The organism is Adhaeribacter pallidiroseus (assembly GCF_003340495.1).
Classification (GTDB): domain Bacteria; phylum Bacteroidota; class Bacteroidia; order Cytophagales; family Hymenobacteraceae; genus Adhaeribacter; species Adhaeribacter pallidiroseus.
Genome location: NZ_QASA01000001.1, coordinates 922,891 through 945,462, shown reverse-complemented (window position 1 = coordinate 945,462; position 22,572 = coordinate 922,891). Strand labels below are relative to the sequence as shown.

22 protein-coding genes are annotated in these 22,572 nt (G+C 43.9%); 14 read left to right on the top strand and 8 right to left on the bottom strand.

Going from position 1 to position 22,572, the window contains the following annotated elements:
* Positions 1 to 265: 265 nt before the first annotated feature.
* The 8 genes from AHMF7616_RS03540 to AHMF7616_RS03510 all read left to right on the top strand — a co-directional run bounded on the left by AHMF7616_RS03540 (position 266) and on the right by AHMF7616_RS03510 (position 8,730).
* The gene (locus AHMF7616_RS03540) at positions 266 to 757 is read left to right on the top strand and encodes a hypothetical protein (RefSeq protein WP_199474093.1); all 492 of its coding nucleotides are present in this window, start codon (positions 266 to 268) and stop codon (positions 755 to 757) included.
* Between the two features lie 271 nt (positions 758 to 1,028).
* Positions 1,029 to 2,324: an MFS transporter gene (locus tag AHMF7616_RS03535; protein WP_115371627.1), complete on the top strand. Its 1,296-nt coding sequence runs from the start codon at positions 1,029 to 1,031 to the stop codon at positions 2,322 to 2,324.
* A gap of 608 nt (positions 2,325 to 2,932) precedes the next feature.
* Positions 2,933 to 3,109, top strand: a complete 177-nt coding sequence (locus tag AHMF7616_RS26310; protein WP_158546090.1) for a hypothetical protein — start codon at positions 2,933 to 2,935, stop codon at positions 3,107 to 3,109.
* Positions 3,110 to 3,707: 598 nt separating this feature from the next.
* A complete protein-coding gene (locus AHMF7616_RS03530) occupies positions 3,708 to 4,310 on the top strand; it encodes a hypothetical protein (RefSeq protein WP_115371626.1) in 603 nt (200 codons plus the stop codon).
* A 73-nt stretch (positions 4,311 to 4,383) separates the two neighbouring features.
* Positions 4,384 to 6,978 (top strand): thiol protease/hemagglutinin PrtT, encoded by a 2,595-nt coding sequence (locus AHMF7616_RS03525; protein ID WP_115371625.1) that lies wholly within the window; start codon positions 4,384 to 4,386, stop codon positions 6,976 to 6,978.
* Entirely contained in the window at positions 6,975 to 7,481 is a 507-nt protein-coding gene (locus AHMF7616_RS03520) for a hypothetical protein (protein ID WP_147275598.1), read from the top strand. Before AHMF7616_RS03525 ends, AHMF7616_RS03520 begins: the two co-directional genes overlap by 4 nt.
* Before the next feature lie 324 nt (positions 7,482 to 7,805).
* On the top strand, positions 7,806 to 8,159 hold the full coding sequence (locus AHMF7616_RS03515; protein ID WP_115371623.1) for a DoxX family protein: 354 nt from the start codon (positions 7,806 to 7,808) through the stop codon (positions 8,157 to 8,159).
* Positions 8,160 to 8,325: 166 nt separating this feature from the next.
* Positions 8,326 to 8,730, top strand: coding sequence for a DoxX family protein (locus AHMF7616_RS03510; RefSeq protein ID WP_115371622.1), 405 nt, complete (start codon positions 8,326 to 8,328; stop codon positions 8,728 to 8,730).
* A 290-nt stretch (positions 8,731 to 9,020) separates the two neighbouring features.
* On the opposite strand, the gene AHMF7616_RS03505 is transcribed toward AHMF7616_RS03510, so the two are convergent.
* From AHMF7616_RS03505 to AHMF7616_RS03480, 6 genes are all read right to left on the bottom strand, one after another.
* Complete coding sequence (locus AHMF7616_RS03505) at positions 9,021 to 10,427, bottom strand: APC family permease (RefSeq protein WP_115375447.1); 1,407 nt, start codon at positions 10,425 to 10,427, stop codon at positions 9,021 to 9,023.
* Positions 10,428 to 10,703: 276 nt separating this feature from the next.
* The gene (locus AHMF7616_RS03500) at positions 10,704 to 11,777 is read right to left on the bottom strand and encodes a dipeptidase (protein WP_115371621.1); all 1,074 of its coding nucleotides are present in this window, start codon (positions 11,775 to 11,777) and stop codon (positions 10,704 to 10,706) included.
* Positions 11,778 to 12,105: 328 nt separating this feature from the next.
* A complete protein-coding gene (locus AHMF7616_RS03495) occupies positions 12,106 to 13,227 on the bottom strand; it encodes a D-TA family PLP-dependent enzyme (RefSeq protein WP_115371620.1) in 1,122 nt (373 codons plus the stop codon).
* Positions 13,228 to 13,356: 129 nt separating this feature from the next.
* On the bottom strand, positions 13,357 to 13,818 hold the full coding sequence (locus tag AHMF7616_RS03490) for a RidA family protein (RefSeq protein ID WP_115375446.1): 462 nt from the start codon (positions 13,816 to 13,818) through the stop codon (positions 13,357 to 13,359).
* Between the two features lie 210 nt (positions 13,819 to 14,028).
* Positions 14,029 to 15,066 (bottom strand): LLM class flavin-dependent oxidoreductase, encoded by a 1,038-nt coding sequence (locus AHMF7616_RS03485; protein WP_115371619.1) that lies wholly within the window; start codon positions 15,064 to 15,066, stop codon positions 14,029 to 14,031.
* A gap of 235 nt (positions 15,067 to 15,301) precedes the next feature.
* Positions 15,302 to 16,042, bottom strand: coding sequence for a DUF92 domain-containing protein (locus tag AHMF7616_RS03480; RefSeq protein WP_199474089.1), 741 nt, complete (start codon positions 16,040 to 16,042; stop codon positions 15,302 to 15,304).
* A gap of 210 nt (positions 16,043 to 16,252) precedes the next feature.
* Here AHMF7616_RS03480 and AHMF7616_RS03475 point away from each other — a divergent pair, with 210 nt between their 5' ends.
* Positions 16,253 to 16,684, top strand: a complete 432-nt coding sequence (locus AHMF7616_RS03475) for an EamA family transporter (RefSeq protein WP_115371618.1) — start codon at positions 16,253 to 16,255, stop codon at positions 16,682 to 16,684.
* A 221-nt stretch (positions 16,685 to 16,905) separates the two neighbouring features.
* Positions 16,906 to 17,598 carry an MCP four helix bundle domain-containing protein gene (locus AHMF7616_RS03470; protein WP_115371617.1) on the top strand — a complete coding sequence of 231 codons (693 nt, stop codon included), beginning with the start codon at positions 16,906 to 16,908 and terminating at the stop codon, positions 17,596 to 17,598.
* A gap of 118 nt (positions 17,599 to 17,716) precedes the next feature.
* Here AHMF7616_RS03470 and AHMF7616_RS03465 read toward each other — a convergent pair whose 3' ends face one another.
* A complete protein-coding gene (locus AHMF7616_RS03465) occupies positions 17,717 to 18,268 on the bottom strand; it encodes a SixA phosphatase family protein (protein ID WP_115371616.1) in 552 nt (183 codons plus the stop codon).
* A gap of 215 nt (positions 18,269 to 18,483) precedes the next feature.
* Here AHMF7616_RS03465 and trxA point away from each other — a divergent pair, with 215 nt between their 5' ends.
* Positions 18,484 to 18,801 (top strand): thioredoxin, encoded by a 318-nt coding sequence (gene trxA, locus AHMF7616_RS03460; protein ID WP_115371615.1) that lies wholly within the window; start codon positions 18,484 to 18,486, stop codon positions 18,799 to 18,801.
* A gap of 331 nt (positions 18,802 to 19,132) precedes the next feature.
* Positions 19,133 to 20,032 carry an alpha/beta hydrolase gene (locus AHMF7616_RS03455; RefSeq protein WP_115371614.1) on the top strand — a complete coding sequence of 300 codons (900 nt, stop codon included), beginning with the start codon at positions 19,133 to 19,135 and terminating at the stop codon, positions 20,030 to 20,032.
* A gap of 235 nt (positions 20,033 to 20,267) precedes the next feature.
* On the opposite strand, the gene AHMF7616_RS03450 is transcribed toward AHMF7616_RS03455, so the two are convergent.
* Positions 20,268 to 20,504, bottom strand: coding sequence for a hypothetical protein (locus tag AHMF7616_RS03450; protein ID WP_115371613.1), 237 nt, complete (start codon positions 20,502 to 20,504; stop codon positions 20,268 to 20,270).
* A gap of 295 nt (positions 20,505 to 20,799) precedes the next feature.
* On the opposite strand from AHMF7616_RS03450, the gene AHMF7616_RS03445 reads away from it, so the two are divergent.
* Positions 20,800 to 22,146, top strand: coding sequence for a sensor histidine kinase (locus AHMF7616_RS03445; protein WP_115371612.1), 1,347 nt, complete (start codon positions 20,800 to 20,802; stop codon positions 22,144 to 22,146).
* A 13-nt stretch (positions 22,147 to 22,159) separates the two neighbouring features.
* Positions 22,160 to 22,561 carry a response regulator gene (locus AHMF7616_RS03440; protein ID WP_115371611.1) on the top strand — a complete coding sequence of 134 codons (402 nt, stop codon included), beginning with the start codon at positions 22,160 to 22,162 and terminating at the stop codon, positions 22,559 to 22,561.
* The last annotated feature ends 11 nt before the right edge of the window (positions 22,562 to 22,572 follow it).

The following is a 22,572-nucleotide window of genomic DNA, read 5'->3' as shown; positions in this document are numbered from 1 at the left end:
TCGCAAAATGAGGTTCAAATATAAAGTATTAAATTGTTGTAGTGCAAGCATTTTTTTAATTTTTTTAAAAATATTCCTAGCCACAACGCCAGGCAACCTTCTGAAAATAAGCTAAATACTCTTATTTAAGGCCGCGATAATGCCGGAACCCTCACCCATCTGGCACGTACATGCAGAAACATTTTACCGGTTGTTCCGCCATAAAACAGAATAACGGGTAAGCGAAAAAAGGAATTACTATTATTATAAAAAGAGGAATACGAACATGACAGGTAAAGCAATATTAAATGGTTTAGCTGCCGGGTTGGCCGGCGTAGCCGCCATGACTTTGGCGGAAAAATTAGAACAACTTATTACCAAACGGCCAAATTCGTACGTACCCGCTCATACCCTGGAGCGTTTACTAAACTTACCCCATAAACCCGATGAGCAACGACTCGGCCTTAACTGGACCATGCACTGGGGCCAGGGCATTATAATGGGCATCGTGCGGGGCATTATGGCTGAGCGTGGCATAAGAGGACCGGTTGGATCTTTTCTTTTTTTAAATTTACGTTTGCTTAACGATCAGACTTTGGAAAATGCGACTGGCGTAGGTGCTCTCCCTTGGACCTGGCCCAAAGACGAGCAGGTAATTGATTTGATCCACAAAGGAATTTACGCGTTTACGACCGGCGCAGTGGCCGATTTATTAGTGGCTGGTCCTCCCGGCTCACCCGACCATCGCCCGGGCTGGACTGTAGGAGAAAAAGCGTAAGTTTTTTAAATTTTTTTGCTGGCGCAGTAACTACTTTCAGTTATTAACCCCGGCAGTTTTATTAAAAGCCATTGGTTTAAAATAACCAGTGGCTTTTTGATGTAAAGGCGCTTTTTCGGAAAAACTACCTTTTGTTTTACAGAGGTATATATTTTTTAAATATGGTTCGCCGAGTAAACTACACCGCATTTTTCTTTTTTCCCGCGAAAATAGATTAACTTATGCCGAGCATTTTAAATTAACTCTACAACCTGCCGAAATTTTGATTCTTATGGAAAATACAATGGCCGCATCGCGGTGGTACCGTTTAATTCCAGTTGCCTTTATTACTTATAGCTTGGCTTACCTCGATCGGGCCAATTTTGGGTTTGGGGCCGCTAGCGGCATGGCCGCCGATTTAAAAATTACGCCGGCCATGTCGTCGTTATTAGGGTCTTTGTTTTTTTTAGGTTATTTCTTTTTTCAAATTCCGGGAGCTCATTACGCGGCGACAAACAGCGCTAAAAAACTTATTTTTTGGTCTTTAATTGCCTGGGGCGGATTAGCTACCGCCACGGGTATGGTAAGCAATGTACAGGTGCTTATTGTCATCCGGTTTGTGCTGGGAATTGTAGAAAGCGCGGTTATGCCCTCGATGTTGATTTTATTAAGCAACTGGTTTACCAAGGCCGAGCGTTCTAGGGCCAATACTTTTTTAATTTTAGGTAATCCCGCCACTATTCTATGGATGTCCATTTTATCGGGTTACTTAATTAATTCGGTGGGTTGGCGCTGGATGTTTATTTTGGAAGGTTTACCCGCCGTAGTCTGGGCCTTTTTCTGGTGGCGATTAGTAGATGATAAGCCGCAAAATGCGAAATGGTTATCTGAATCGGAAAAACAAGGTTTAGCGGCTCAATTGCTAGCCGAACAACAAGGCATTAAGCCCGTGAAAAATTATGCGCAAGCCTTTAAATCGCGCACGGTTATTCTGCTGAGTTTACAATACGCTTTCTGGAGCATTGGCGTGTACGGTTTTGTCATGTGGCTGCCGTCTATCATAAAAGCCGCGCCCGATATGAATATTGTTAAAACCGGCTGGTTAGCGTCGGTACCCTACGTATTGGCCATTATTGGCATGTTATGCGCCTCCTATTTTTCCGATAAAACATTAAACCGCAAAGCTTTTGTGTGGCCGTTTTTGTTAATCGGGGCACTGGCTTTTTATGCTTCTTACGCCATTGGTCCGAATAATTTCTGGCTGTCGTTTGGCTTGTTAATTTTGGCGGGTGGCGCCATGTACGCGCCTTACGGACCATTTTTCGCGATTATACCGGAGCTTTTACCGCGCAATGTAGCCGGAGGCGCCATGGCCTTAATTAACAGCATGGGGGCCTTAGGTTCATTTGCTGGCGCGTACTTAGTGGGTTATTTAAATAGTTCTACCGGTGGTTTTGGGGCTTCGTACCTTTTTATGTCGGGCTCCCTTCTACTTTCTGCCATACTAACTTTAATCGCTGTAAAATCGTCGGGTAACCAGCCCGTGGTGCAAGGGCAACCAACTTTTAACCGAATACAACAAGCTTAAGTAACAACTCATTGGTAATTTAACCTAATAGATCTACGTAAAAGCAGAAGGCAGCCAAAAATTTAAAAAATCAGGCGAGTGTTAGTACTAGTTACCCGATTTCCCGGGAGCTTTTATCAAATCCGTCGTTTGCAAAACAGGCTATCTAAAGCGTAAGAACACTATTTAAATTTAATTCAGAAAATAAGCAAACTATTATGATTTTCAACAAACTGTTTGCTATAAAAGGTTGTTACTAAATAAACACAAATTATCTTAAAATAATTTTAGTCTTTTCTATTAAATAACCGTTAACAGTATACAATTAAACGAAACGATCATGCAAGAATTTAGATATTTAGTTAACGCGCTCATTCGGATTTTTACCTCTTTAAATAGTAAGTACGGCGACAAAAAACTACAACCGGCTTACGTAAGAATTCAGAAATAAAGATAAAGGGGTACTACTAGCCAGGCGGTAGTACCCTTTTTTTTTACCTATAATACCTAGTCCTATAAATACCTGCCTTTAGCCAAACGAATCCTCCATTTAAGCCCTTCCGTTTTTATTTATTCAAAAACAGTTATAGCTAATTTCTGTTTTTTCATTTTACTATCTTTTTACCTGTATGCCAGAAAATAAAACTAATTCCCGCATTAGTAAAACTACCGCAATTTTTACCATTCTGGCTATTATCATATTCGTGGTACTAACTTCGCAGGCACTAAAGCGGAGTGCCGAACGGCACCGGGTGAAAGAGCCTTTGTCGCAGCCCAACCAAGCCGTAAACTCCCAAAATCAGTAATTTTTTTAAATTATTCTCTTGCCGGATGCACTGAAACCATTGAGCAGGTTAATACGATTTTTTTAATTTTAATTTAGTTGCGGAATGCCGGTGGGCATTATAGCTGTTGACTTATGGTATCGGCTTTAGTGTTTAATTTTGCCCTGGTAAAAGGCAATCATCTATCCGGTAATAGGGGCATAAGCCTTTAAAATTTATAGTTTATGGCGGGAGCATACCCCTGTTATTAAGAGGTATTAGCTCCACATACATCTTTATAGTAAAAGAGATTACTTACTATATTTATAATTTACTTACTTAACCTTGCCCTTCTTAAAAGTTAAAATAAGCCTTTTCCATACAGGCTTGCCGAACTCCTGCATGACTAATATTTAAAAAAACTGCTTTCAAATCCTTCGTACGCCTCCTTATCACGAGTTTCCCAATCCAGTTTGAGTGGTATTGCCTACATAATTAAGTAGTAGTACCTATTCAGAAAAGACCGGGCCTACTCTACCTTTGCTTCCTGATTTTAAAGGATATACTTGCCGAATGGTTAATTTTTCTGTAAAGTAATCATCCGAGCCTATTAGTAGCCAACTCCATCCAAAATAAACGCATGAAAAAAACAGTATTATTTTTATTTCTTCTGCTCCTGGTTTTATCCACTCAAGCACAAGATATTATTTATAAAACTTCGGGCGATAAAGTAACGGCCCGGGTAAAAGAAATTACTCCTTCGGCCATTTTATACCAAACGACCGATTCTCTGCAGGGCCCAACCCTATCCCTAGCCAAAGCCGAGGTATTTATGGTTCAGTACGCCAATGGCAACACCGAACTTATAAAGCTGGATTTCCCTACCGATGATTCCGGTAAACCCGGGCAATCCCCCGAGAGCCTATATCAGCAGGGCCGCCGGGATGCTCGCTTGTACTATAAAGGTCGGGGTGCTTTTTGGGGCTCCGCAGCGGCCGGCGCCACCAGTTTATTTACCGGTGGTATTACCTTAACCATTCCGGTAGCCATGGCGGTTACTCCCCCCCGTTTAGGCACGCTAGGTGTACCCGACGCCAATCTGGCGCAAAATCCGGATTACCTGAAAGGCTACCGAAAACAAGCACATCTGCGCAAAGTTGGTAAAACCGCTGCCGGCACCGGCACGGGTATTTTGGCCAGTGCGGTTTTAGTAACGGCAGTGGTTCTGGCCATTTTCCTCTAAAAAGTAGTTTGCCCGATTTTCTTCGGTTCCCATTTAAATTTTGAGTCCACCAAGCAATTACATCTATCCAACTATGAAAAAAATTTATCTCCTAACGCTGTTCAGCTGCTTTAGTTGGCTGAGCAGCGTAGCCAAACACGTTCCGGCCGAAAGCGCTTTACAAGTAGCAACTAACTTTTGGTCGCAAGTAGCTCCGGTTTCCGGGGCGGGTAAGAGCCAGCGCACCTTAACCTTGGTGCACCAGGAAGTTGCCAAACAAGTCTCCCCCAATGCCCGGCAAGCACCGTTTACGTTTTATTACGTTTTCTCGGCTCCGGCTAACGGCGGCATGGTGTTTATTTCTGCCGACGATCATGTAAATCCAGTACTGGGCTACACCCGCACCGGTACTTATAATTCCGCAAAATTGCCGGCTAACTTGGTAAAATGGCTGGAAGGTTACAAAAACGAAATCCGGTATGCGGCCCGCCAAAACAAAACCAGCCAAAAAACGCAGCTAGCCTGGCAAGCTTTACAAAATGGTAGTTCGCCGGTTGCCCGCACACGGGGTACTTTAGTGGAAGCTGTAGACCCTTTAATTACTACCACCTGGAACCAATCGCCGTACTACAACGCCCTGTGCCCCTACGATAACGAAGCCGGCGAACAAGCGGTAACGGGTTGCGTGGCTACGGCCATGGCCCAAATAATGCGCTATTGGAAATACCCCGCGCAGGGCAGCGGGTTTCACTCGTATAATCACGAAAAGTACGGTACTTTATCGGCTAATTTCAGCAACAGCACCTACGACTGGAACAACATGCCCAATGCCATAAATAGCCCGAACCAAGCCATTGCTGCTTTAATGAAAGACGTGGGTGTAAGTGTGGAAATGAGCTACGGCGTAGCCGCCGATGGCGGCAGCAGCGCCTACGTAATTTCGGCGGCCAGCCAAAGCGAGCATTGCTCGGAGTACGCTTTAAAAACGTATTTCGGATATAAAGATGTAAAAGGGGTACAGCGCGCTGATTATACCGAAGCCGATTGGATAAATTTATTAAAAACCGAACTGTCGAACGGTCAGCCTATTTTGTACGCGGGTTTTGGGGGTGGCGGTGGCCATGCTTTTGTGTGCGATGGCTACGACCAGAACAATTTGTTTCATATGAACTGGGGTTGGGGCGGTTACTACGACGGATTTTTTGCCATATCGGCGTTAAACCCCGATGGTCAGGGAACTGGTGGTGGAACCGGCAGTTACAACAGCAACCAACAAGCTTTAATTGGCATAAAAGCCCCGGATGCTCCTAACCAGGAAAGTGCCGATTTGCAATTGTTCGATCACGTTACCGTTGATTACAACGTGGTGAGTTTCGGTACGGAGTTTACGGTACATACCAACATCCACAACAAGGGCCAGGGCACTTTTAAAGGCGACTACGCCGCCGCCGCGTTCGACGAGAACGGTAATTTTATTGATTTTGTAAAAACTTACACCGGCAACGCATTAGAACCCGATAATTACTATATCGATGGGGTGGACTTTGATACCAAAGGCCTGCTCTCGCTCTTACCCGGCAAATACAATATTTATATTTTCTCCCGCGCCGAAGGTAGCCAGTGGCAGCAAATTAAAAGTAATACCTACTCGGATCACGTAAACCTGGAAATTATTAACCAAAATAATTTAGACTTGTACCAAGCCGTGGCAGTACAAAAACCAAATGAGCTATACCAAGGCAAAGAAATTGCGGTAAGTACGTTTGCTAAAAATTTAAAAATGGAGGCGTTTACCGGTATAATGGCCGTAAACCTGTACGACCTGGAAGGCAATTTTGCTTTTGAAATCGGGCAAAAACAACTAAACCAATTGTGTTATAACTGCGAATCGGGCGAAATTGTATTTGAAAACAACAACCTGAACGTAGAACCCGGCACCTACTTGCTGGCGGTTTTACATTACAACGAAACCGATAACTGGCGCATCACCGGATCGGAGTATTACGTAAACCCGATTAAAGTAGTCGTTAAAGCGGCTCCAATGGGGGGCGATGCCTACGAAAACAATAATACCGTAACCGAAGCCGCGCCGTTAGCCTTAAACTTTGTGGGTAACACCGCTCACGTAACTACCACCCAAGCCAACATTCACGAAGGCACCGATTACGACTACTATAAATTTGAATTACCAGCCGGGCGCAAATTCGAGATCACGGCGCGCGTAAATGATTCCTACGGCTCCCAAGATAATCAAACCTACACCAACGACGTACTCTTTACTATGTCGGCGGACGGCGAAAACTGGACCGAGGCGTACGACCAGGAAATGGAAACCGTAGAAGTAGAAGGTGGTAAAACAATTTACGCGAATGTATCGCCTTACTTTCAGGGAGAAACCGGTACGTATTCGCTGGATATAACCGTTAAAGAATTACTGCCTACTGGTACCAAAGACAATTACCAGGACTTAGCGGTACAAGCTTACCCCAATCCTACTTCCGGCACTTTGCATATTCAGGCCAAAAAAGAATATACCCAATACGAATTGCTTAATTTAACGGGCAAAGTATTGCTTTCTATTCCCAAAAACACTTCCGAGATAAATATTGCGCCTTTACCCAATGGTATTTATATGTTGCGCACCCAATCTAAAACCGGTTACCAGATGCAAAAAATTGTGAAGCAATGAGAATCGTTTTGCTGATGACGCTGGCTACCTGGGTAGCCGGCGGTTGCCAAATTAACCAAAAAAGCATGACCCCAAATTCCACCCTGGCTGCTCCACTCGATTTTTCCGCGGGGCCACCTACCATTATTTATAAAACCAAGCAAGATTACACCAACCAGGTAGCCGTTATTTTAACCCCGGATAAAACCAGCATTGCGGCTTACCCGCACCCCCAGGACATTGCCAACAAAGGTAATCAAGTGAAACCTACCTTGTTGGCCAATGGTTATTTACTCGATAATCAAGGCATTAACCCCAATGTGGCTTTTACCAGTTATACTTTTGCGCAATACGCGGCCTTACCCCAAGCGCCCAGTCTGGAAGAGTTAAAAAACAGTATTATTAATGCCGATCCGCTGGCGTACATCTGTAATTGCGGTAACCGGAATCAGTACGGGGATATCGCTGCCTCCATGAACAATTTAATTGCGCAAAAATTAGCGCCTTGCAAAACCTTAAAATAGAATTTACCTTTTGTAACCGCACTTAGTAGGAATAGATTGAGCCGGTAGATATCAGAATACGCGGCTGGTTTTCCTTAAAACAGCGAACGCGCATTGACATCTAGCAGCCAATGCGTGTTCGCTGGTTATATTTTTAAAAATATGGAAGATTTAAGCCCAAACTAATGTATTTTTTAAAAAATTTAGTGCCTTGGAGGCTAAATTTTGCTTTTTACCTTACCCGAATAAGTTGTAGTTCGCGCCATAACAAGATCCAGCCCAACCAATATTTCTCTGCGTAGTTTAAGACTAATAACCATGGGCGAGTCTTTGTAAGCATTAACTATGAAATATTTTTCGCTTTACCTGATGGCACTGCTTTACGTAGGAGCCGGTATTTTGCATTTTGTCCGGCCAGGAATGTACGTGGGTATTATGCCATCGTGGCTGCCGGCTCCTAAATTCCTGGTTTTAGCGAGTGGCGCCTGCGAAATAATTTTCGGTATTTTGTTGTTACCGGCCGCTACCCGCCCTGTAGCCGCCTGGTTGATTATTGCGTTATTAATTGCTGTGTTTCCGGCCAACGTGCAAATGGCGCTGCAATTTACCGAACAACACCGGACCGGTTGGTGGCTCACCTGGCTTCGCTTACCCTTGCAAGGTGTATTAATCTGGTGGGCTTACACTTTCACGAAATAGCTGGTGTGGCACAAACTTTTGTTTATGACAGCCGGTAGTTAGACCAGTTTATTAACCAGTCGTTTTTTTAATTTTTAATTAACGAGCTTCTTATTAGGTAAATATTAGAATTGTTTTTAAAATTAACTTATTTTAAAGAGATTGTTGTAAAATAAACCCTAAAGCCATGACTAGAATCTTCGGAAATTTTGCCCCCTATTTCTTTGCCTTATTACGGATTGTTGCTGGTTTAATGTTTGCCATGCACGGTACGCAAAAGTTATTTGGCTGGCCCGGCGATGGTACCGCCATGCCCTTGGCTTCCATGATGGGATTTGCCGGCGTGGTTGAGTTAGTAGGCGGTTTACTGATTGCTTTTGGTTTATTTACCGGCCTTGCCGCTTTTATTGCCAGTGGCCAAATGGCGGCGGCTTTCTTTATAGCTCATGTGCCGAAGGGCCCCAATCCTTTGCTAAACCAGGGCGAACTAGCGCTGTTGTATTGCTTTTTGTTTTTATACATTGCGGCACACGGCGCCGGTATCTGGAGCCTCGATGCCCTACGCCAACCAAAACCCGCGGTTACTTACTAAATAACGTGCGTTCGAGCGAAGCCCTTAACAACAAAAGAACATCCCTGTATTTGCCAAAATGATAATACGATCGTGTTTCCCGTCTATTCCGGTCCTTCTGGAAAAATCTAACCGGTTACTTACTGGTTAGATTCTTCCAGAATAACTGGAATAAAGAAGATTAGCTTGTATTTCAGGGAGGCTTTGCTTAGCTCGAACGCACGTTAAATATTTAATTTTAATCCGAACCAATAGCGAGCCCCAAATAAATCACAGGCTCACTACTGGTTTGGGTATTTTTTAAATTTCCATTAATTACTCCTACTTTTTTTTACTTCCTGGCGGGTAAAGTACCAGTACAGCGGCACGCCGGTAAACATTAGCACTAAGCCAATCGCCGCTTCCCGAGGACGGATAAAAAAGGTATTTAACACCAGCACCGCGCAAAATAAAATCATAATAGCGGGCACAATGGGGTAACCCCACACCCGGTAAGGCCGGTGCGCATCGGGCATTTTGCGCCGGAGAATAAATACGCCCAAAGTGGTAGCGCCGTAGTAAATAAAAACCGCGAAAATAATCATATCGGTTAACTGGTCGAAAGAACCGGAAAGCACCAGCAAACAAGCCCAAACGCCCTGATACCACAAGGAGTTAGCCGGGGTATTTTCTTTGTTTAAGTTAGCCACATTTTTAAAAAATAAGCCTTCGCGGGCCATAGCAAAGTACGTACGGCAACTGGCCAGAATAGTAGCATTGGTACAACCCAAAGTAGTTACCAGAATTAAAATGGAAATAAACACCGCGCCCTTGCTGCCCCAGAAACTTTGCACGGCCTCTACCGCGGCAATTTTATTTCCGGCCAGGTGAATTTGAGTTAGCTCCGGAACAGATAAAACCGATAAATAGGTGGCGTTAACCAACAAGTAAATAGTTATAATTAGTAATACGCCAATAGCAATCCCCCGGGGAATGGTACGGTTAGCATCTTTCACTTCGCCGCCTACGTAGCCAATGGCGGCCCAACCCTGGTAGGCCCAAAAGGCCGATAACATGGCGGTAAATATGGCACTTACGGTAACGGCTTCGCCGGTAGTAGTACGCATTTGAAAAGGCTGCATCAGGTTAGCAGCAGGGCTGCTGATGCCAAAAAGTACAATAATCAAAATACCCGTAAACACCAGTAATAAAATGCCGGTACTCACATTTGCGCCGGTTTTAATGCCTTTGGTGTTCAGCCAGGTAAGTAATATAATTAGAATAATGGCCACCACTTTCACGTTCAGGTCGGCCAAGGGGTAAAAAACCTCGCCTATATTTACCTGGGCTAAACCGGGTAGCAAGGGTGGCAAAGCCACAATACTACTAAAGGATTGCGCAAAAACGTAGGCTAACGAGGAGATGGAAGCCGTTTGAATAACCGTAAACAACGACCAGCCAAAAATAAATGCAAAAAACCGGTTATAGATTTTTTTGTAATACGAGTATTCTCCCCCAGTATCGGCTAGTAAACCAGCCACTTCGGCGTTACTGAGCGCCCCGAATAAAGTAATAATGCCACCCAGCACCCAACAAATTAAAATCCAACCCGACGAATGCAGCTCGTTCGCCATAGGCGCCACTTTTTTATAAACGCCCGAGCCAATTATGTTCCCAATTACTACTACAATCACTAACCGGAGCCCCAGCGATCGTTGGAGTTGCTTTGTTGTACTCATTTTAAAATCTAAAGAAGTTTCCTGAAATATAGAAGAATTAATAACAACCAAAGCGGCCACTTGAAAATTATATCTTCTTACCTGTTAAAAAAGGATCGTTCTATTTCAAAAACTGCCTCCGGAACGAGGCACGAAATAGCGGGCTAATTGCTGCACTAGAATACCAAAAAGCTACGGCTAAGCAAAACTTTACTTATTTTTACCTGCTTCAGAACTCTGTTATAGCGCAGCAAAAAGCTTGTTAGGCACAAGTACTTTTAAGGAATTTTTAAAAAATCAAGCCCAAGCCCGGCGGAGGAAACGCAGCCAGTTACCGTGCATCACATTCTGAATATCTTCGGGGGAGTAACCACGACGAGCCAGCAAATCGGGTATTTTTTTTAAATCTGCAATAGATTCCAAATCGTACGGGCTTTGTTCCTGGCCAAAAGCTCCGTCTAAATCCGAACCAATTCCGACGTGGTGCGCATTACCGGCCACCTGGCAGATATGGTCCAGATGGTCCAGCACGGTTTCCAGGGAGCAATTCATAGCCTGCGGCGTGGATTGACCGCGTTGCCAGTTTGGTACCAGCATCCAGGCATCAAAGGCCGCCCCGATTACGGAACCCCGGGCGATTAATTCTTTTAACTGTTCGTTGCTGTACTGGCGGTTGTGGTTTACCAACGCCCGGCAGTTATTATGGCTGGCCCACACCGGTCCCTGAAAGCAATCCATCGCGTCCCAGAACGCATCGTCACAGAGGTGCGTAGCATCCAGAATAATGTTCAGGCGCTCCATTTCACGTAACAATTCTTTACCAACAGGTTGCAAGCCACCGGTAGCATCCGTGCCGTTGGCATAGCGCCCAGGGCCATAATGGGCAGGACCCACGGCGCGCAAACCTTGTTGCCAGGCTCTTTCCAGGTGCCCCACGGTAACTAACGAGTCGGCGCCTTCCAGACTCCGGATATACCCAATCGGCTTTGTATTATCCGAATTATCCGTACTTCGCCAGTTTTGCAAATGGTTTTCTAAACCAGGTAAATCCGTGATAGACACCAATTCTCCGGCTTCTTCCATGGCGCGGTACCAGGCTAATTGGCCTTGCGTTTGCGCCCAGGCTTGCTCCGGTGAGTGCCAGCCGGGCAAAGAATTTTCCGGCGCTACATACCGGCCAATTTGCGTAGCCACTATTAAACCCACATCTCCTTGCCAAAGCTCCGGAAAGGCTACTGTGCCTCGGCCACGATCGGGCAAATCGGTTTTTTCTTTCTCCCGCTCCCGAATAACAGATACGGGTTGGCGTAAATCCCGGTTCCATTCTAAAGCATTCATCGAAAGGTCGAGGTGGGCATCGATTGTAAACATGTTCTAGCAAATAGTTTTTGGTTGTTAGTGGTTCGACAACCGGATGGTTCAAGGAATATTTTTAAATAATTCTTTTATTCAGGGGATGGTAAGATAAGTAGTTGGTCGTTTTTAGTTGTTCGTTGTTCGATCGTTAATAAATTAATAATCAATTACTTAAACTCAGGTTTTTATCAACTCAATTTTGTCCTGTTACTTAGTTAGGTAACGAGTAAATTAAAGTTTGTACTACTATCCACCGCAAGTTAACCACCCTTGCCTCTCCTAAGCTTAGGAGGAGAGCTTATACTATGCTTTCAATACAAAAATATAACCTCAAAAAATAATTTTAAACCGTAATAAACCGGTTCCGGGAAACGACGGCCCAGCTGGTTTTTACCTGGTGGTCCTCTGCCACAAAAGCTTTGTCGTACAGATTACAAGTAGGGCAAATATGCACCGGAATGCCGTAAAACACATCGCCGACCTGATAAGTACTCGAGCCGGGCACTTGCACCACCATGTGCTCTTCGCTTTGCGAAATGGGTTGCGCCTCTGGCGCATTCAGGAAAACTACGCGGGGTAAAGGATTTTCGGCGGCAATGGCTTTATGGCCTAAATCCAGGCAAAGGGTTTGCGCATCCAGCCGCGATATAACGCGGGTAGCTACTATGGCCGCATATATAAAAGGCTGTTCGGTTAAAGTGGTGCTGTAGCCATAATCCCAGAACACAAAAGTGCCCGGGCTGCATTCTACGCCGGGGCGACGCGCATGAATCGGGAAAGTGGGCGAACCACCCGCCACAATAATGGGAGTTGGATAACCCGCCGCTGTAATCTGGTTAGCTAATAATTGCACGGGTTCAAAAGATGCATCGCAAGCGGCCTGGCGTTCATCTATATTGGGGTGGCGCAAATGGCCATCGTAGGCGTGTAACCCTACTGCTATAATGCCCTTTAATCGGTTACAAGCCTGATATAAGGCCAATGCTTCGGAACCCGGAGCAATGCCGGTCCGGTTCATGCCTACGTTTAAATCCAGAAATACCGGCAAGGTTAAATTTTCCCGGGCAAAGGTAATGGCAATACTTTGCGCAATGGTTTCATTATCCACTAAGCACGAAAACTTGGTTTTCGGATACTTCTGCACCAACAACTGTAAGCGGTAAATTTTTGGACCCACCGGTTGGTAAGCCAGTAACACATCTGGCGCACCGGCCTGCCCCAGCATTTCGGCTTCGGCAATGGTAGCACATTTAAATTTAGTAATACCGGCCTGCAAAAGCAAAGTAGTTACCTCCATCATTTTGTGCGTTTTCACGTGCGGGCGCAGCCATTCTACTCCCGTTACCAGCTTGGTGAGCATCTGAATATTCTGTTTCACCCGCTCCGGAAAAACAATCAGCGCCGGCGTATCTACGGTATCCATGTTAGTAATGGTATACCAGGGAAGAGAATCAGTTTCGCTCATATTGGCTGGTTATTAGTTGTACGTAATAAAATTAGAATTCTGATTGCGGAGTAATTGATCTATTTTAACGACTGAAAAACTTTTTTAATTTTTTTGATTTTCGGGAGCTTCCGGGCGAGTGGTTAGTGATTAATGCAGCTCGAACAAAGCTTCAATCTCTACCGGAATATTATCGGGCAACGATCCCATGCCCACGGCGCTACGTACCCCAATGCCGTTTTCTTCGCCCCAAACCTGCGCAAATAACTCGCTGCAGCCATTAATAATAAACGGATGCTTTTCGAAACTGGTCACGCAATTAACCATACCCAAAACCTTGATCACCCGTTTCACCCGGTTTAAGCTGCCTAAATTTGCTTTTAAGGTAGCCAGAATCGCTAATCCCACTTGCCGGGCTGCCAATTTTCCTTCGTCCGGTGATAAATCCTGACCAATGCGACCGATTATTAAACTACCGTCGGCTTGCACCGTACCGTGCCCCGACACATAACAATATTTTCCGTCTAGTAACAAAGGTTTATATACGCCTAATGGCTGGGGAGCAGGCGGTAACGCTAATCCTAATTTTTCGAAGTACGCTTCTGGTGTCATGGTGGCCTGGTTGTTTTTGCAAATATAGGAATCCAGGTAATTGTTCAGTCTTTTACTTAAGGTAAATGATTCGGGTAAAAACAAATCTTTACAGCTAAACCAAAACAAATTTGCAAAATAGCCGGGTAAATACTTACTGAATTTTACTAAAAACAAAAAAGCAACCCGGGTATCAACTTCCGGATTGCTTTTTTAAATATTTTTTAAAAATTAATGCGTAGCGTAAGCTGCCCGGGCGGGAGTTTGTTTTAACTCGGCAATTAATTCGTAGGAACGCAAGCGGGCGGCCTGGTCGTAAATGTGCGAAGAAATAATTAATTCATCGGCTTGAGTAAGATCCACTAAATCTTGTAATTTTTCTCTTACCTGCCCCGGCTCCCCGATAAACGTGTACCGTAACATTTGCTGCACGGCATATTCTTCGTTCGCGTCCCAAATAGCATCCAGGTTTTCTACGGGTGGTTGCAGGGGCTGCGATTTACCCCGGATTACGTTTACAAAAGTAGCGTATAAGCTGGAGGCTAAATAATGCGCCTCTTTCTCGGTGTCGGCTACAAAAGCGTTAATTCCCACCATGGCGTAAGGTTCTTTTAAAAATTCTGATGGCCGGAAATGGTCGCGGTATGTTTGTAAAGCGGCTTGTAAGTAAGTGGGCGCAAAATGGCTGGCAAAAGCGTAGGGTAAGCCCATCATACCGGCTAACTGCGCCCCAAAAGTACTGGAACCCAAAATCCAGATCGGGATATTTAAACCTTCGCCCGGAATGGCCCGCACCGGCGAGGTGCTATTATCCTTGGAAAAATACGTACGCAGTTCTTCTACGTTATCCGGAAAATCGTTTACCGAACCTTGCAGGCTGCGCCGCAGCGCCATAGCCGTGAGTTGGTCGGAGCCAGGAGCCCGGCCTAAACCCAGGTCAATGCGGTTGGGGTACAACGAAGCTAAAGTACCAAATTGCTCGGCTACTACCAGCGGCGCGTGGTTGGGCAGCATAATACCGCCGGAACCTACCCGGATCGTAGAAGTACCGTTGGCAATAAACCCAATTAACACAGCGGTGGCGGAACTGGCCACGCCTACCATATTGTGGTGTTCGGCCATCCAATACCGATTATAACCCCACTGCTCTACTTGCTGCGCCAATTGTAAACTGTTCTGGAACGAATCGGTGGCCGTTTTACCTGCTAAGATGGGCACCAGGTCCAGAACTGAAATGGGTATTTCGGAAAGTTTTTTAGACTGTTTCATTTTTCTATTTGATTTTTAGAAATCTAAATTTTGTATGCAGATAGCAGCTCTCTTTTTAAGAATACCGGCTGGTTGCTTTAGAATAAATCAATGGTTACTATAAACTAAACTTTACTCTAACCTGCCTGATTTGCTACCTGTGTGTTATTAAACAGCCCATTATCAGATAAAGTTTAGGTTCCGTTGGCGTGAACACGTTACCTGTAATTCAACACAAGAGAATTTGTGTGTTTTTTTAAATTTTAACGAAGGAGATAAAAGCGCCACCGGCTAAAGCACCCACCAACGTATTTAAAAAATTAACCGCATTGTTCGATAAATATCCGCGGTTTTCCAGGGTGGCTCCTAAAATGGAATCAAAGAAGTTACCAATGGTACCGGCCAATACAATACTCAAAACTTGATAACTCCACCCAAATCCGATACCATACAAAAAACCAATTATAGAACTTCCCAGAATGCCAAAACCTGTGCCTTGCAAACTGATCGCCCCATTTAAGCCCCGGGTAGCTTTTTGGCCCGTAAGCACGTGGTAAAACCGGCGCCCGTACACGTTACCCAGCTCCGATGAAAGCGTATCGGCGGTAGCTGCGGCAAAACTAGCTGCCAGCATTACCTGGTAAACAGGCGCATTTGCGGGAAAAAGCCAAGCCAGCAAACCCGTGATAGCGGCAACGCCGGCGTTCGCAAAAGCTTGGCCGGCGGTGCGCCGCCCTTTGTTTAATTCGGCCAGGCCCTGACTTTGTTTGTATTTTAACTTCCAGGAGGTGGCGGCCGAGCCCAACCCGAAAAAAACACCCAACATAACCAAACCCGCATAGCCGGCTCCTAGAAAAATAGCGAAACCCAACGTACCACCCGTAATAGCGCCGGCAACGGTTAATTTTTGAACGGCCACGCTCAAGTACATACCCAATCCCAAAAAGGCTAACACAAACCAGATATTAGGGCTACATGCCGCTACTGAACTATACATAATTGAAAAGAAAACAGGTTATGAGCTCTCTGTTAAATAATTTTAAAATTTATATTTCAAGTGGCTTAAGAACGGCGAAAATTTAGAAATTTCACTTGTTTGCATTGCTTCGTAAGAAGCATACAACTTACTCATGCAGGTGCCGTTAGAAGAAACTTTACCACTAGATACTTATTTTGCCGCTTTTTTCCCGGAATATCTAACCTGCTTATGTGGATTCTTTTTGCTTTACTTGCCGCGCTTACTTCTGCCATTGTTGTTACCTTATCAAAAGCAGCCATTAAAAATGTCGATTCCAGTCTGGCTTTTGCCATCCAAGGCGTATTTATTCTGGTAATATCCTGGGCGGTAGTTACTTTCCAGGGAAACTTGCCGAATGTAGGACAAATTGAGCGGCGTAACTGGTTGTTTTTGGGCATTGCGGGTATTCTAACTTGCATTTCGTCTTTGTTAGCTTTTTACGCACTAAAGCTGGGCGATGCTTCCCGGGTATCACCCCTGGAACGGTTATCTTTGGTATTTGCGATTATTTTCGCGGTTATTTTTCTGAAAGAACGGGTAGACTGGCCCATTATATTGGGAGCGTTGCTGATGGCAGGCGGTGCGATCATTATTGCTGTTTATAGTCAACCCTCTAAGTAGCAGCGGGCTTTTTTCTTTTAAAACAGTTTCTAAGTATTTAAATTTAGTAGTAAACCAATTACTTCCCCAATCCTGCTTCCGGGCACCTTCTCCCTAAGGCTTAATTTCCTCCTTTTGCGACCTGCATTTTTTAAATTATTTAATGCTTTATGGTACTCATTCCGCCTGGCCTGGAATAAAAAGCAGGAACTTCGGTAGAGTTTTATTATATTAGGATAATAATGGGGAAAGATAAAAGTATAAATTGGTTGTATAAAATCCATAATAAAACCAAACCTGCCTTGCTTTTGATGGTAGTGGTATTAATGGTTTTGGGGAGCAGTTTTCTGGAAAAAAGATATATGCGCGAGATGAATAGTTCGGTTTCTTCTATCTACAAAGACCGTTTAATTCCGGCCGCCGAACTTTTTTACATGAATGATCTCATGTACAATAGAAGATTAATCCTGGAACAATATCTATCGCACCCAACGGCTTATCAAAGAAAAAAGGCCAAGCAGCAAATAATGGTATATACCCAACAAATCGACTCTACTATTCATAAATTTGAGGCTACTTACCTGGTAGCCGAAGAAAACCGGAGTTTGCAGGAGTTTAAAGCAAAAATGAGTCGCTACAACACCTTGGAACAACAAGTGTTAAGCCAACCGGCAACAGTGCCCGGTAGCGCTAACCAGGAAATAGCCCAGGTTTTCAAAGCCATCCACGGGCAACTGGTTTTACTAAGCGATATTCAAATTAAAGTAGGCGAAGAATTACTCCATAGCTCCGATGCCATTCAGGGCAATGCCCGGATTTTAAGTAATTTACAAATAGTTATTATTATCATCATTACGCTGGTAGTGCAGCAGGCCTTACTGTTGGATAAACACCCGCTCTTACCCCCAAATTTAAAAAATTTCCGGTTAAATTAGTTTTAGCTAATCTGTAATTAAAAACCCCGCAATCCTACCCGTATACCCGTAAGATAGCTGGGTTTTCTGGATAGCCCATAAAAAGCGTTTCTTTCTAAACTGTGCCGCTGGTAATCAGCTAAGAAGTGGGCGTTCCGAAGGTGGCAGTTTCTACTTTGGCCTTTTTACCAGGCCGCAAAGTTATCTTAAAAATATAATCGTACTTGGCATCAGCAATGGCTGGTACCGGCTTAGCGGCGCCCAAGGTTTCAATAATATCCAGCAAGGTATTGCTGTGGCCCGCTACAATCACGGTTTTGCCCGCATATTTCTCGTTGATGAGTTTTTTTAAAGCCGCGTAGCCATGGGCCGGGTAGGTACTAATTTCGCGCCCGGCGGCTAAAGGTTCTAAGGTAAGCCGGGTGCGTTTGTAAGGCGAAGCTAAAAAACCATCGATGGGTGTGTTTTGCAAGTATTTCTGTAAAGCTTGTGCCCGCGCATAACCGGCTGAAGTTAGATCGGGGTCTTGCTCGTTGGGGTTAGCCGTAACTTTCTCGGCGTGGCGTACCAGGTACACTACCGTAATTTGCGATTTATTTTGCTGAAACGGAAACGTGTTACTCGCCTGTCCCGGCAGGTAAATCAGCCAAAAACTCAGTATAAGCGTAACAGTCAATACAATCTTTTTCATACAGATAGACTAAAGTAAAATGTACAATCTTTTATAAGGTTGTCCAGCACAACTAAGTAAAGCAATTTTTGCTCGTCAAGGTTTATGCGGGTTCCTGAACTAAGAGTTATCTAATTAGTAAAACAACAAACAACCCCTTCACCCTACTATCAGTAACATAAAAAAGCAGTAAGTGCGTAAAGTATTAATTTTTTCACCTGTATAATTTTAAAAAAATGCCGAAAAAATCGTTTCAGGAATTAATCCAGGCACCCGGTATGCCCGTTTTGGTAGATTTTTACGCCGATTGGTGCGGACCTTGTAAAACCATGGCTCCTATTCTGGAACAGGTTGCTAAAAACCACTCCGGTAAAGTAAAAGTAATTAAAATAAACGTGGATCATAACCAGGCGGTAGCGCAACAATATCGGGTTCAGGGTATTCCTACGCTCATCTTGTTTTACCAAGGGCGTATTCTGTGGCGGCAATCGGGAGTGGTTCCGGCCCAGCAGCTCCACCAGATTATTGAGCAACAGGTAGCCAATGTGGCGTAATTAGTACCATACCTGCCTTTTGGTAAGTGGCTTACCTGGGGCCAAACTTATAGGAGGTCATAATCCGGTTGTTTTTGATTAGGGTGGTAAATTAACCTAATCTGGTTACAATAGAAACAACTTTTTGTGCATTAATCTTTTTACCAAGATAGCCTACGACCGTTTTCATTACCGCTGGACACATTAATTTTTTACTTTTTATCTTTTCTGCCGGTACTATTTAGATTTTTTTTCTGCTTCCTAAGTAAAAAAATCTATTTACATTTAAAGCGGAAGGTTTGAAAGCTATTCCGGTAGTTATCACGTTTGGTCTTTTAAAAAATTTAAAAAAATGCTCTTGAAAGCTTTCTCCCAAATATGGGCAAGTTGCCTGCTGCTCCATTGTTTGTCCACGGTTGCGCAGGCGCAGAATAATGGCCTGAAAATACCGTTGTGGCCCCAAGGAGCCCCTGGTTTTGAAAACCGCCGGAACGAGCCCGAGCAAGCCAAAGATTGGTGGGTAAAAAATATTCATAACCCATCCGTAACGGTTTTTTTACCCCCCCAAACTAAAGCCACCGGAACAGCCGTGATTATTATGCCGGGTGGCGGCCACCGCGAACTGGTTTTTAACGCCGAGGGAGTAGAACCCGCTGCTTTTTTAAATAATTTGGGAATAGCGGCTATTGTGCTAAAATACCGTTTAGGTCGGGAAGAAAACTCGCCCTACAACGTGGAAAAGCATCCGCGGCAAGATGCCGAGCGGGCCATCCGGCTCGTTCGCAGCAAAGCTTCTGTCTGGGGAATTGATCCCATGCGCATTGGCGTTTTAGGTTTTTCGGCGGGCGGCGAAGTGGCCAATATGGTGGCTTATGGCCCCGGAAATGGTGATCCTAAAGCCACTGACCCAATTGACCGTCTGAATAGCAAGCCCAATTTTCTTATGCTGATCTATCCGGGCCCGGGGTTTATTCCGGCGGCTATCCCTACCGATGCGCCACCCGTATTTTTGATAACAGCCAACAATGATCCTTGCTGTTCCGGCTCCACCATAGAACTTTTACAAAAATACCGGGCGGCTAAAGTACCCGTAGAGGCGCATATTTTGGCGCAAGGCAGCCACGGCTTCAATATGGGGCAACGGTCTAAGTTAAACGCGGTAAGTAGCTGGCCGCAACGTTTGGCCGATTGGCTATCTGACTCTAATTTATTATTACCTGCCGGCAGCGCTCAGGCCAAAAAACCAGAATAATTTTAAAGTAGAAGTACGCTCCGGATTATTATTTCGCCCTTTAAGTTTTTGTTTTTTTTAAATAAACTAAGCCTTTATAACGCCTATTGATCCTTTCAGAAAAACAAAAATTTAAAAAATAATAAGCTGTGGTAATGGAAGTTTTGCTACATATAAGGCTTACGCCTACTTTCTGATGGCCTTATTTTTTAAAGACAACATAAACGAGCTAGCCTGTGCTTTATCTTTTAAATAATTAAAACGGCTCGTAGCTCCCCGTTGCCGATACGCCATATGGGTTATGTTGGAGCAACAAGCTTTTATCGGTTTTATACTTGCGCAGTTTGGCTATCCATTTAGAAGGTTCAAAATATGGTACCTGGCTAGCGTGCACACCCGTAGTTACTAACCTGTTTGGGTTTTTACATCCGCACTCAGCGGCACTACCACCTAGCGCATACAAATACTGACGAGTAGTATAGTTTTGTTTCATCCGGAAGTCGGGATAATCAGTACGATCAGGGAAGGAGCTGAAATTCTGCTAATACCCAGGCGACTACCTTTTAAAACAGAGCGTTTTTAAATTAAATACCTGATTTACTTTATTTAGAGTAAATCAGGTATTTATGCAATGTTTGGTGCTTTGCAGCAATTTTTTAATTTAAATTATACTTAACTAACCCATTCCGGATATATAGAATTATTAATTAAATTCCGGAATTTCTATAACATTTATATACTAATTTAGCGCACGTGGAAAGACTTGCACTTATGTTACAGAAATTCAGATGAGTTATTGGCTGCAATACAGGCAATTCACGGAAAAGAATTTATTGGGTAAGAATAAACCAGAAATAGAAGATTTGGCTTATTGGCGCGATAAAGTGTTTACGAATGCCATTGTATTTTTTTTACCAGTAAGTTTAGTGGCCTTAATCCCGGGGGTTTGGGTGTCTTTAAAGGAAGGTTTATTATTTTTAGCTTTTATTGATATTGTAACCGTTCTTTCATTTGCGCTAATTGCTTTTCATCCTTATTTAAATTTAGCAATCCGGAAAGTTATTGCGGTGGCCATGTTGTACTTGTTGGCCGTAATATTGCTGCTTTTTTTGGGTTCTTTTGGGCCCGGCTTATTATATTTGTTAACCATTACTATTTTTACGGCGCTCATTTTTCCGGTGTCCGTTGCTTATCAAAGTATCTGCCTGAATGTTCTTATTTGCGTGGTTTTTGCGCTCATTATTCATTTTAAGCCACTTAACTCTTCTTTAACGCAGTTATATAATCCAGCATCCTGGATAGCCGTTTCTTCTAATCTTATTTGTTTGAATGTGGTTTGTGTAGCCTTGTTGGATATGCTGGTAACGGGTTTACAAAAGACGATTACCCAGGAAGCATACCTACAAATGCAGTTAAAGGCAGAAAGTACTAAACTGGAGCACTTGGTGGAAACCTTAAAAATTAAAAATCAGGAATTGGAGCAGTTTGCTTTTATTACGTCGCACGACCTGCAGGAACCTTTGCGTACCATTACCACCGTGGTCTCGAACCTGGAACAACATAACAAAGGCAAGCTGGACGAATTAACCGCGGTTTACCTCGGCTTTTTAACTCAATCGGCTGTTAAGATGCGCGCATTAATTACCGGTCTGCTAGAATATTCTCGTTTGGGAAAAGATAAATTGCTGGATAAAGTAGATTGCAATCAGGTTCTGCAAGAATGCTTAGCTGATTTAAGAACGTACATTCAGGAAAATCAGGCTATAATTACGAGTAGTACATTGCCTGAATTACAGGCTTATGGTTTAGAACTAAAATTATTATTCCAGAACCTTATTACAAATGCGATCAAATTCCGTCGGAAAAATATTTTTCCACAGATTAACATAACTGCCGTACAAGAGGCTAATTATTGGGTATTTTCGGTGGCCGATAACGGCATTGGTATTGATGAACGGTTCCGGGAGAAGATATTCGTTATTTTTCACCGGTTACATCCGCAAGCAGCTTACGAAGGTACGGGTATTGGACTGGCCCATTGCCGGAAAATTGTAGATTTACACGGGGGTAAAATTTGGATGGAAGCTAATCCGGGCGGGGGCAGTATTTTTCGTTTTAAGTTACCTGTTATTTAGATACCATAAATGTATGAGTAGAAAGCTAAATGTTTTGTTAATTGACGATGATGCGATCACAAATTTTTTACATAAACGTACGCTCGACAGTACCCAACTAACCCGGACTATTCAGGTGGCCGAAACGGTACAGGAAGCCATAACTCTTTTAAAAAATCCGGGTTGGGCCGAACAGGAAAAAACAGAACTTATTTTTCTGGATTTGAACCTACCAGGACTCACCGGTTGGGATTTTATTGAGGAGTATAAAAAAATAGAGTCCGGCAATGATAATCCGCCCGTTATTATCATCCTTTCCGCATCGGTAAATTACGACGATGAAAAAAAAGCAAAGGCCATGGCTGAAGTAGCCGAATTCCGGCGCAAACCTTTAACCGTGGAAATGCTTTCTGAAATTATAAACAGTTATTTTTAAATTATCCGGAA

Excerpts from the sequence above, each read along its gene's own strand:
- AHMF7616_RS03540 (WP_199474093.1), top strand. The coding sequence starts at position 266 with ATGACAGGTAAAGCAATATTAAATGGTTTAGCTGCCGGGTTGGCCGGC.
- AHMF7616_RS03535 (WP_115371627.1), top strand. The coding sequence starts at position 1,029 with ATGGAAAATACAATGGCCGCATCGCGGTGGTACCGTTTAATTCCAGTT.
- AHMF7616_RS26310 (WP_158546090.1), top strand. The coding sequence starts at position 2,933 with ATGCCAGAAAATAAAACTAATTCCCGCATTAGTAAAACTACCGCAATT.
- AHMF7616_RS03530 (WP_115371626.1), top strand. The coding sequence starts at position 3,708 with ATGAAAAAAACAGTATTATTTTTATTTCTTCTGCTCCTGGTTTTATCC.
- AHMF7616_RS03525 (WP_115371625.1), top strand. The coding sequence starts at position 4,384 with ATGAAAAAAATTTATCTCCTAACGCTGTTCAGCTGCTTTAGTTGGCTG.
- AHMF7616_RS03520 (WP_147275598.1), top strand. The coding sequence starts at position 6,975 with ATGAGAATCGTTTTGCTGATGACGCTGGCTACCTGGGTAGCCGGCGGT.
- AHMF7616_RS03515 (WP_115371623.1), top strand. The coding sequence starts at position 7,806 with ATGAAATATTTTTCGCTTTACCTGATGGCACTGCTTTACGTAGGAGCC.
- AHMF7616_RS03510 (WP_115371622.1), top strand. The coding sequence starts at position 8,326 with ATGACTAGAATCTTCGGAAATTTTGCCCCCTATTTCTTTGCCTTATTA.
- AHMF7616_RS03505 (WP_115375447.1), bottom strand. The coding sequence starts at position 10,427 with ATGAGTACAACAAAGCAACTCCAACGATCGCTGGGGCTCCGGTTAGTG.
- AHMF7616_RS03500 (WP_115371621.1), bottom strand. The coding sequence starts at position 11,777 with ATGTTTACAATCGATGCCCACCTCGACCTTTCGATGAATGCTTTAGAA.
- AHMF7616_RS03495 (WP_115371620.1), bottom strand. The coding sequence starts at position 13,227 with ATGAGCGAAACTGATTCTCTTCCCTGGTATACCATTACTAACATGGAT.
- AHMF7616_RS03490 (WP_115375446.1), bottom strand. The coding sequence starts at position 13,818 with ATGACACCAGAAGCGTACTTCGAAAAATTAGGATTAGCGTTACCGCCT.
- AHMF7616_RS03485 (WP_115371619.1), bottom strand. The coding sequence starts at position 15,066 with ATGAAACAGTCTAAAAAACTTTCCGAAATACCCATTTCAGTTCTGGAC.
- AHMF7616_RS03480 (WP_199474089.1), bottom strand. The coding sequence starts at position 16,042 with ATGTATAGTTCAGTAGCGGCATGTAGCCCTAATATCTGGTTTGTGTTA.
- AHMF7616_RS03475 (WP_115371618.1), top strand. The coding sequence starts at position 16,253 with ATGTGGATTCTTTTTGCTTTACTTGCCGCGCTTACTTCTGCCATTGTT.
- AHMF7616_RS03470 (WP_115371617.1), top strand. The coding sequence starts at position 16,906 with ATGGGGAAAGATAAAAGTATAAATTGGTTGTATAAAATCCATAATAAA.
- AHMF7616_RS03465 (WP_115371616.1), bottom strand. The coding sequence starts at position 18,268 with ATGAAAAAGATTGTATTGACTGTTACGCTTATACTGAGTTTTTGGCTG.
- trxA (WP_115371615.1), top strand. The coding sequence starts at position 18,484 with ATGCCGAAAAAATCGTTTCAGGAATTAATCCAGGCACCCGGTATGCCC.
- AHMF7616_RS03455 (WP_115371614.1), top strand. The coding sequence starts at position 19,133 with ATGCTCTTGAAAGCTTTCTCCCAAATATGGGCAAGTTGCCTGCTGCTC.
- AHMF7616_RS03450 (WP_115371613.1), bottom strand. The coding sequence starts at position 20,504 with ATGAAACAAAACTATACTACTCGTCAGTATTTGTATGCGCTAGGTGGT.
- AHMF7616_RS03445 (WP_115371612.1), top strand. The coding sequence starts at position 20,800 with ATGAGTTATTGGCTGCAATACAGGCAATTCACGGAAAAGAATTTATTG.
- AHMF7616_RS03440 (WP_115371611.1), top strand. The coding sequence starts at position 22,160 with ATGAGTAGAAAGCTAAATGTTTTGTTAATTGACGATGATGCGATCACA.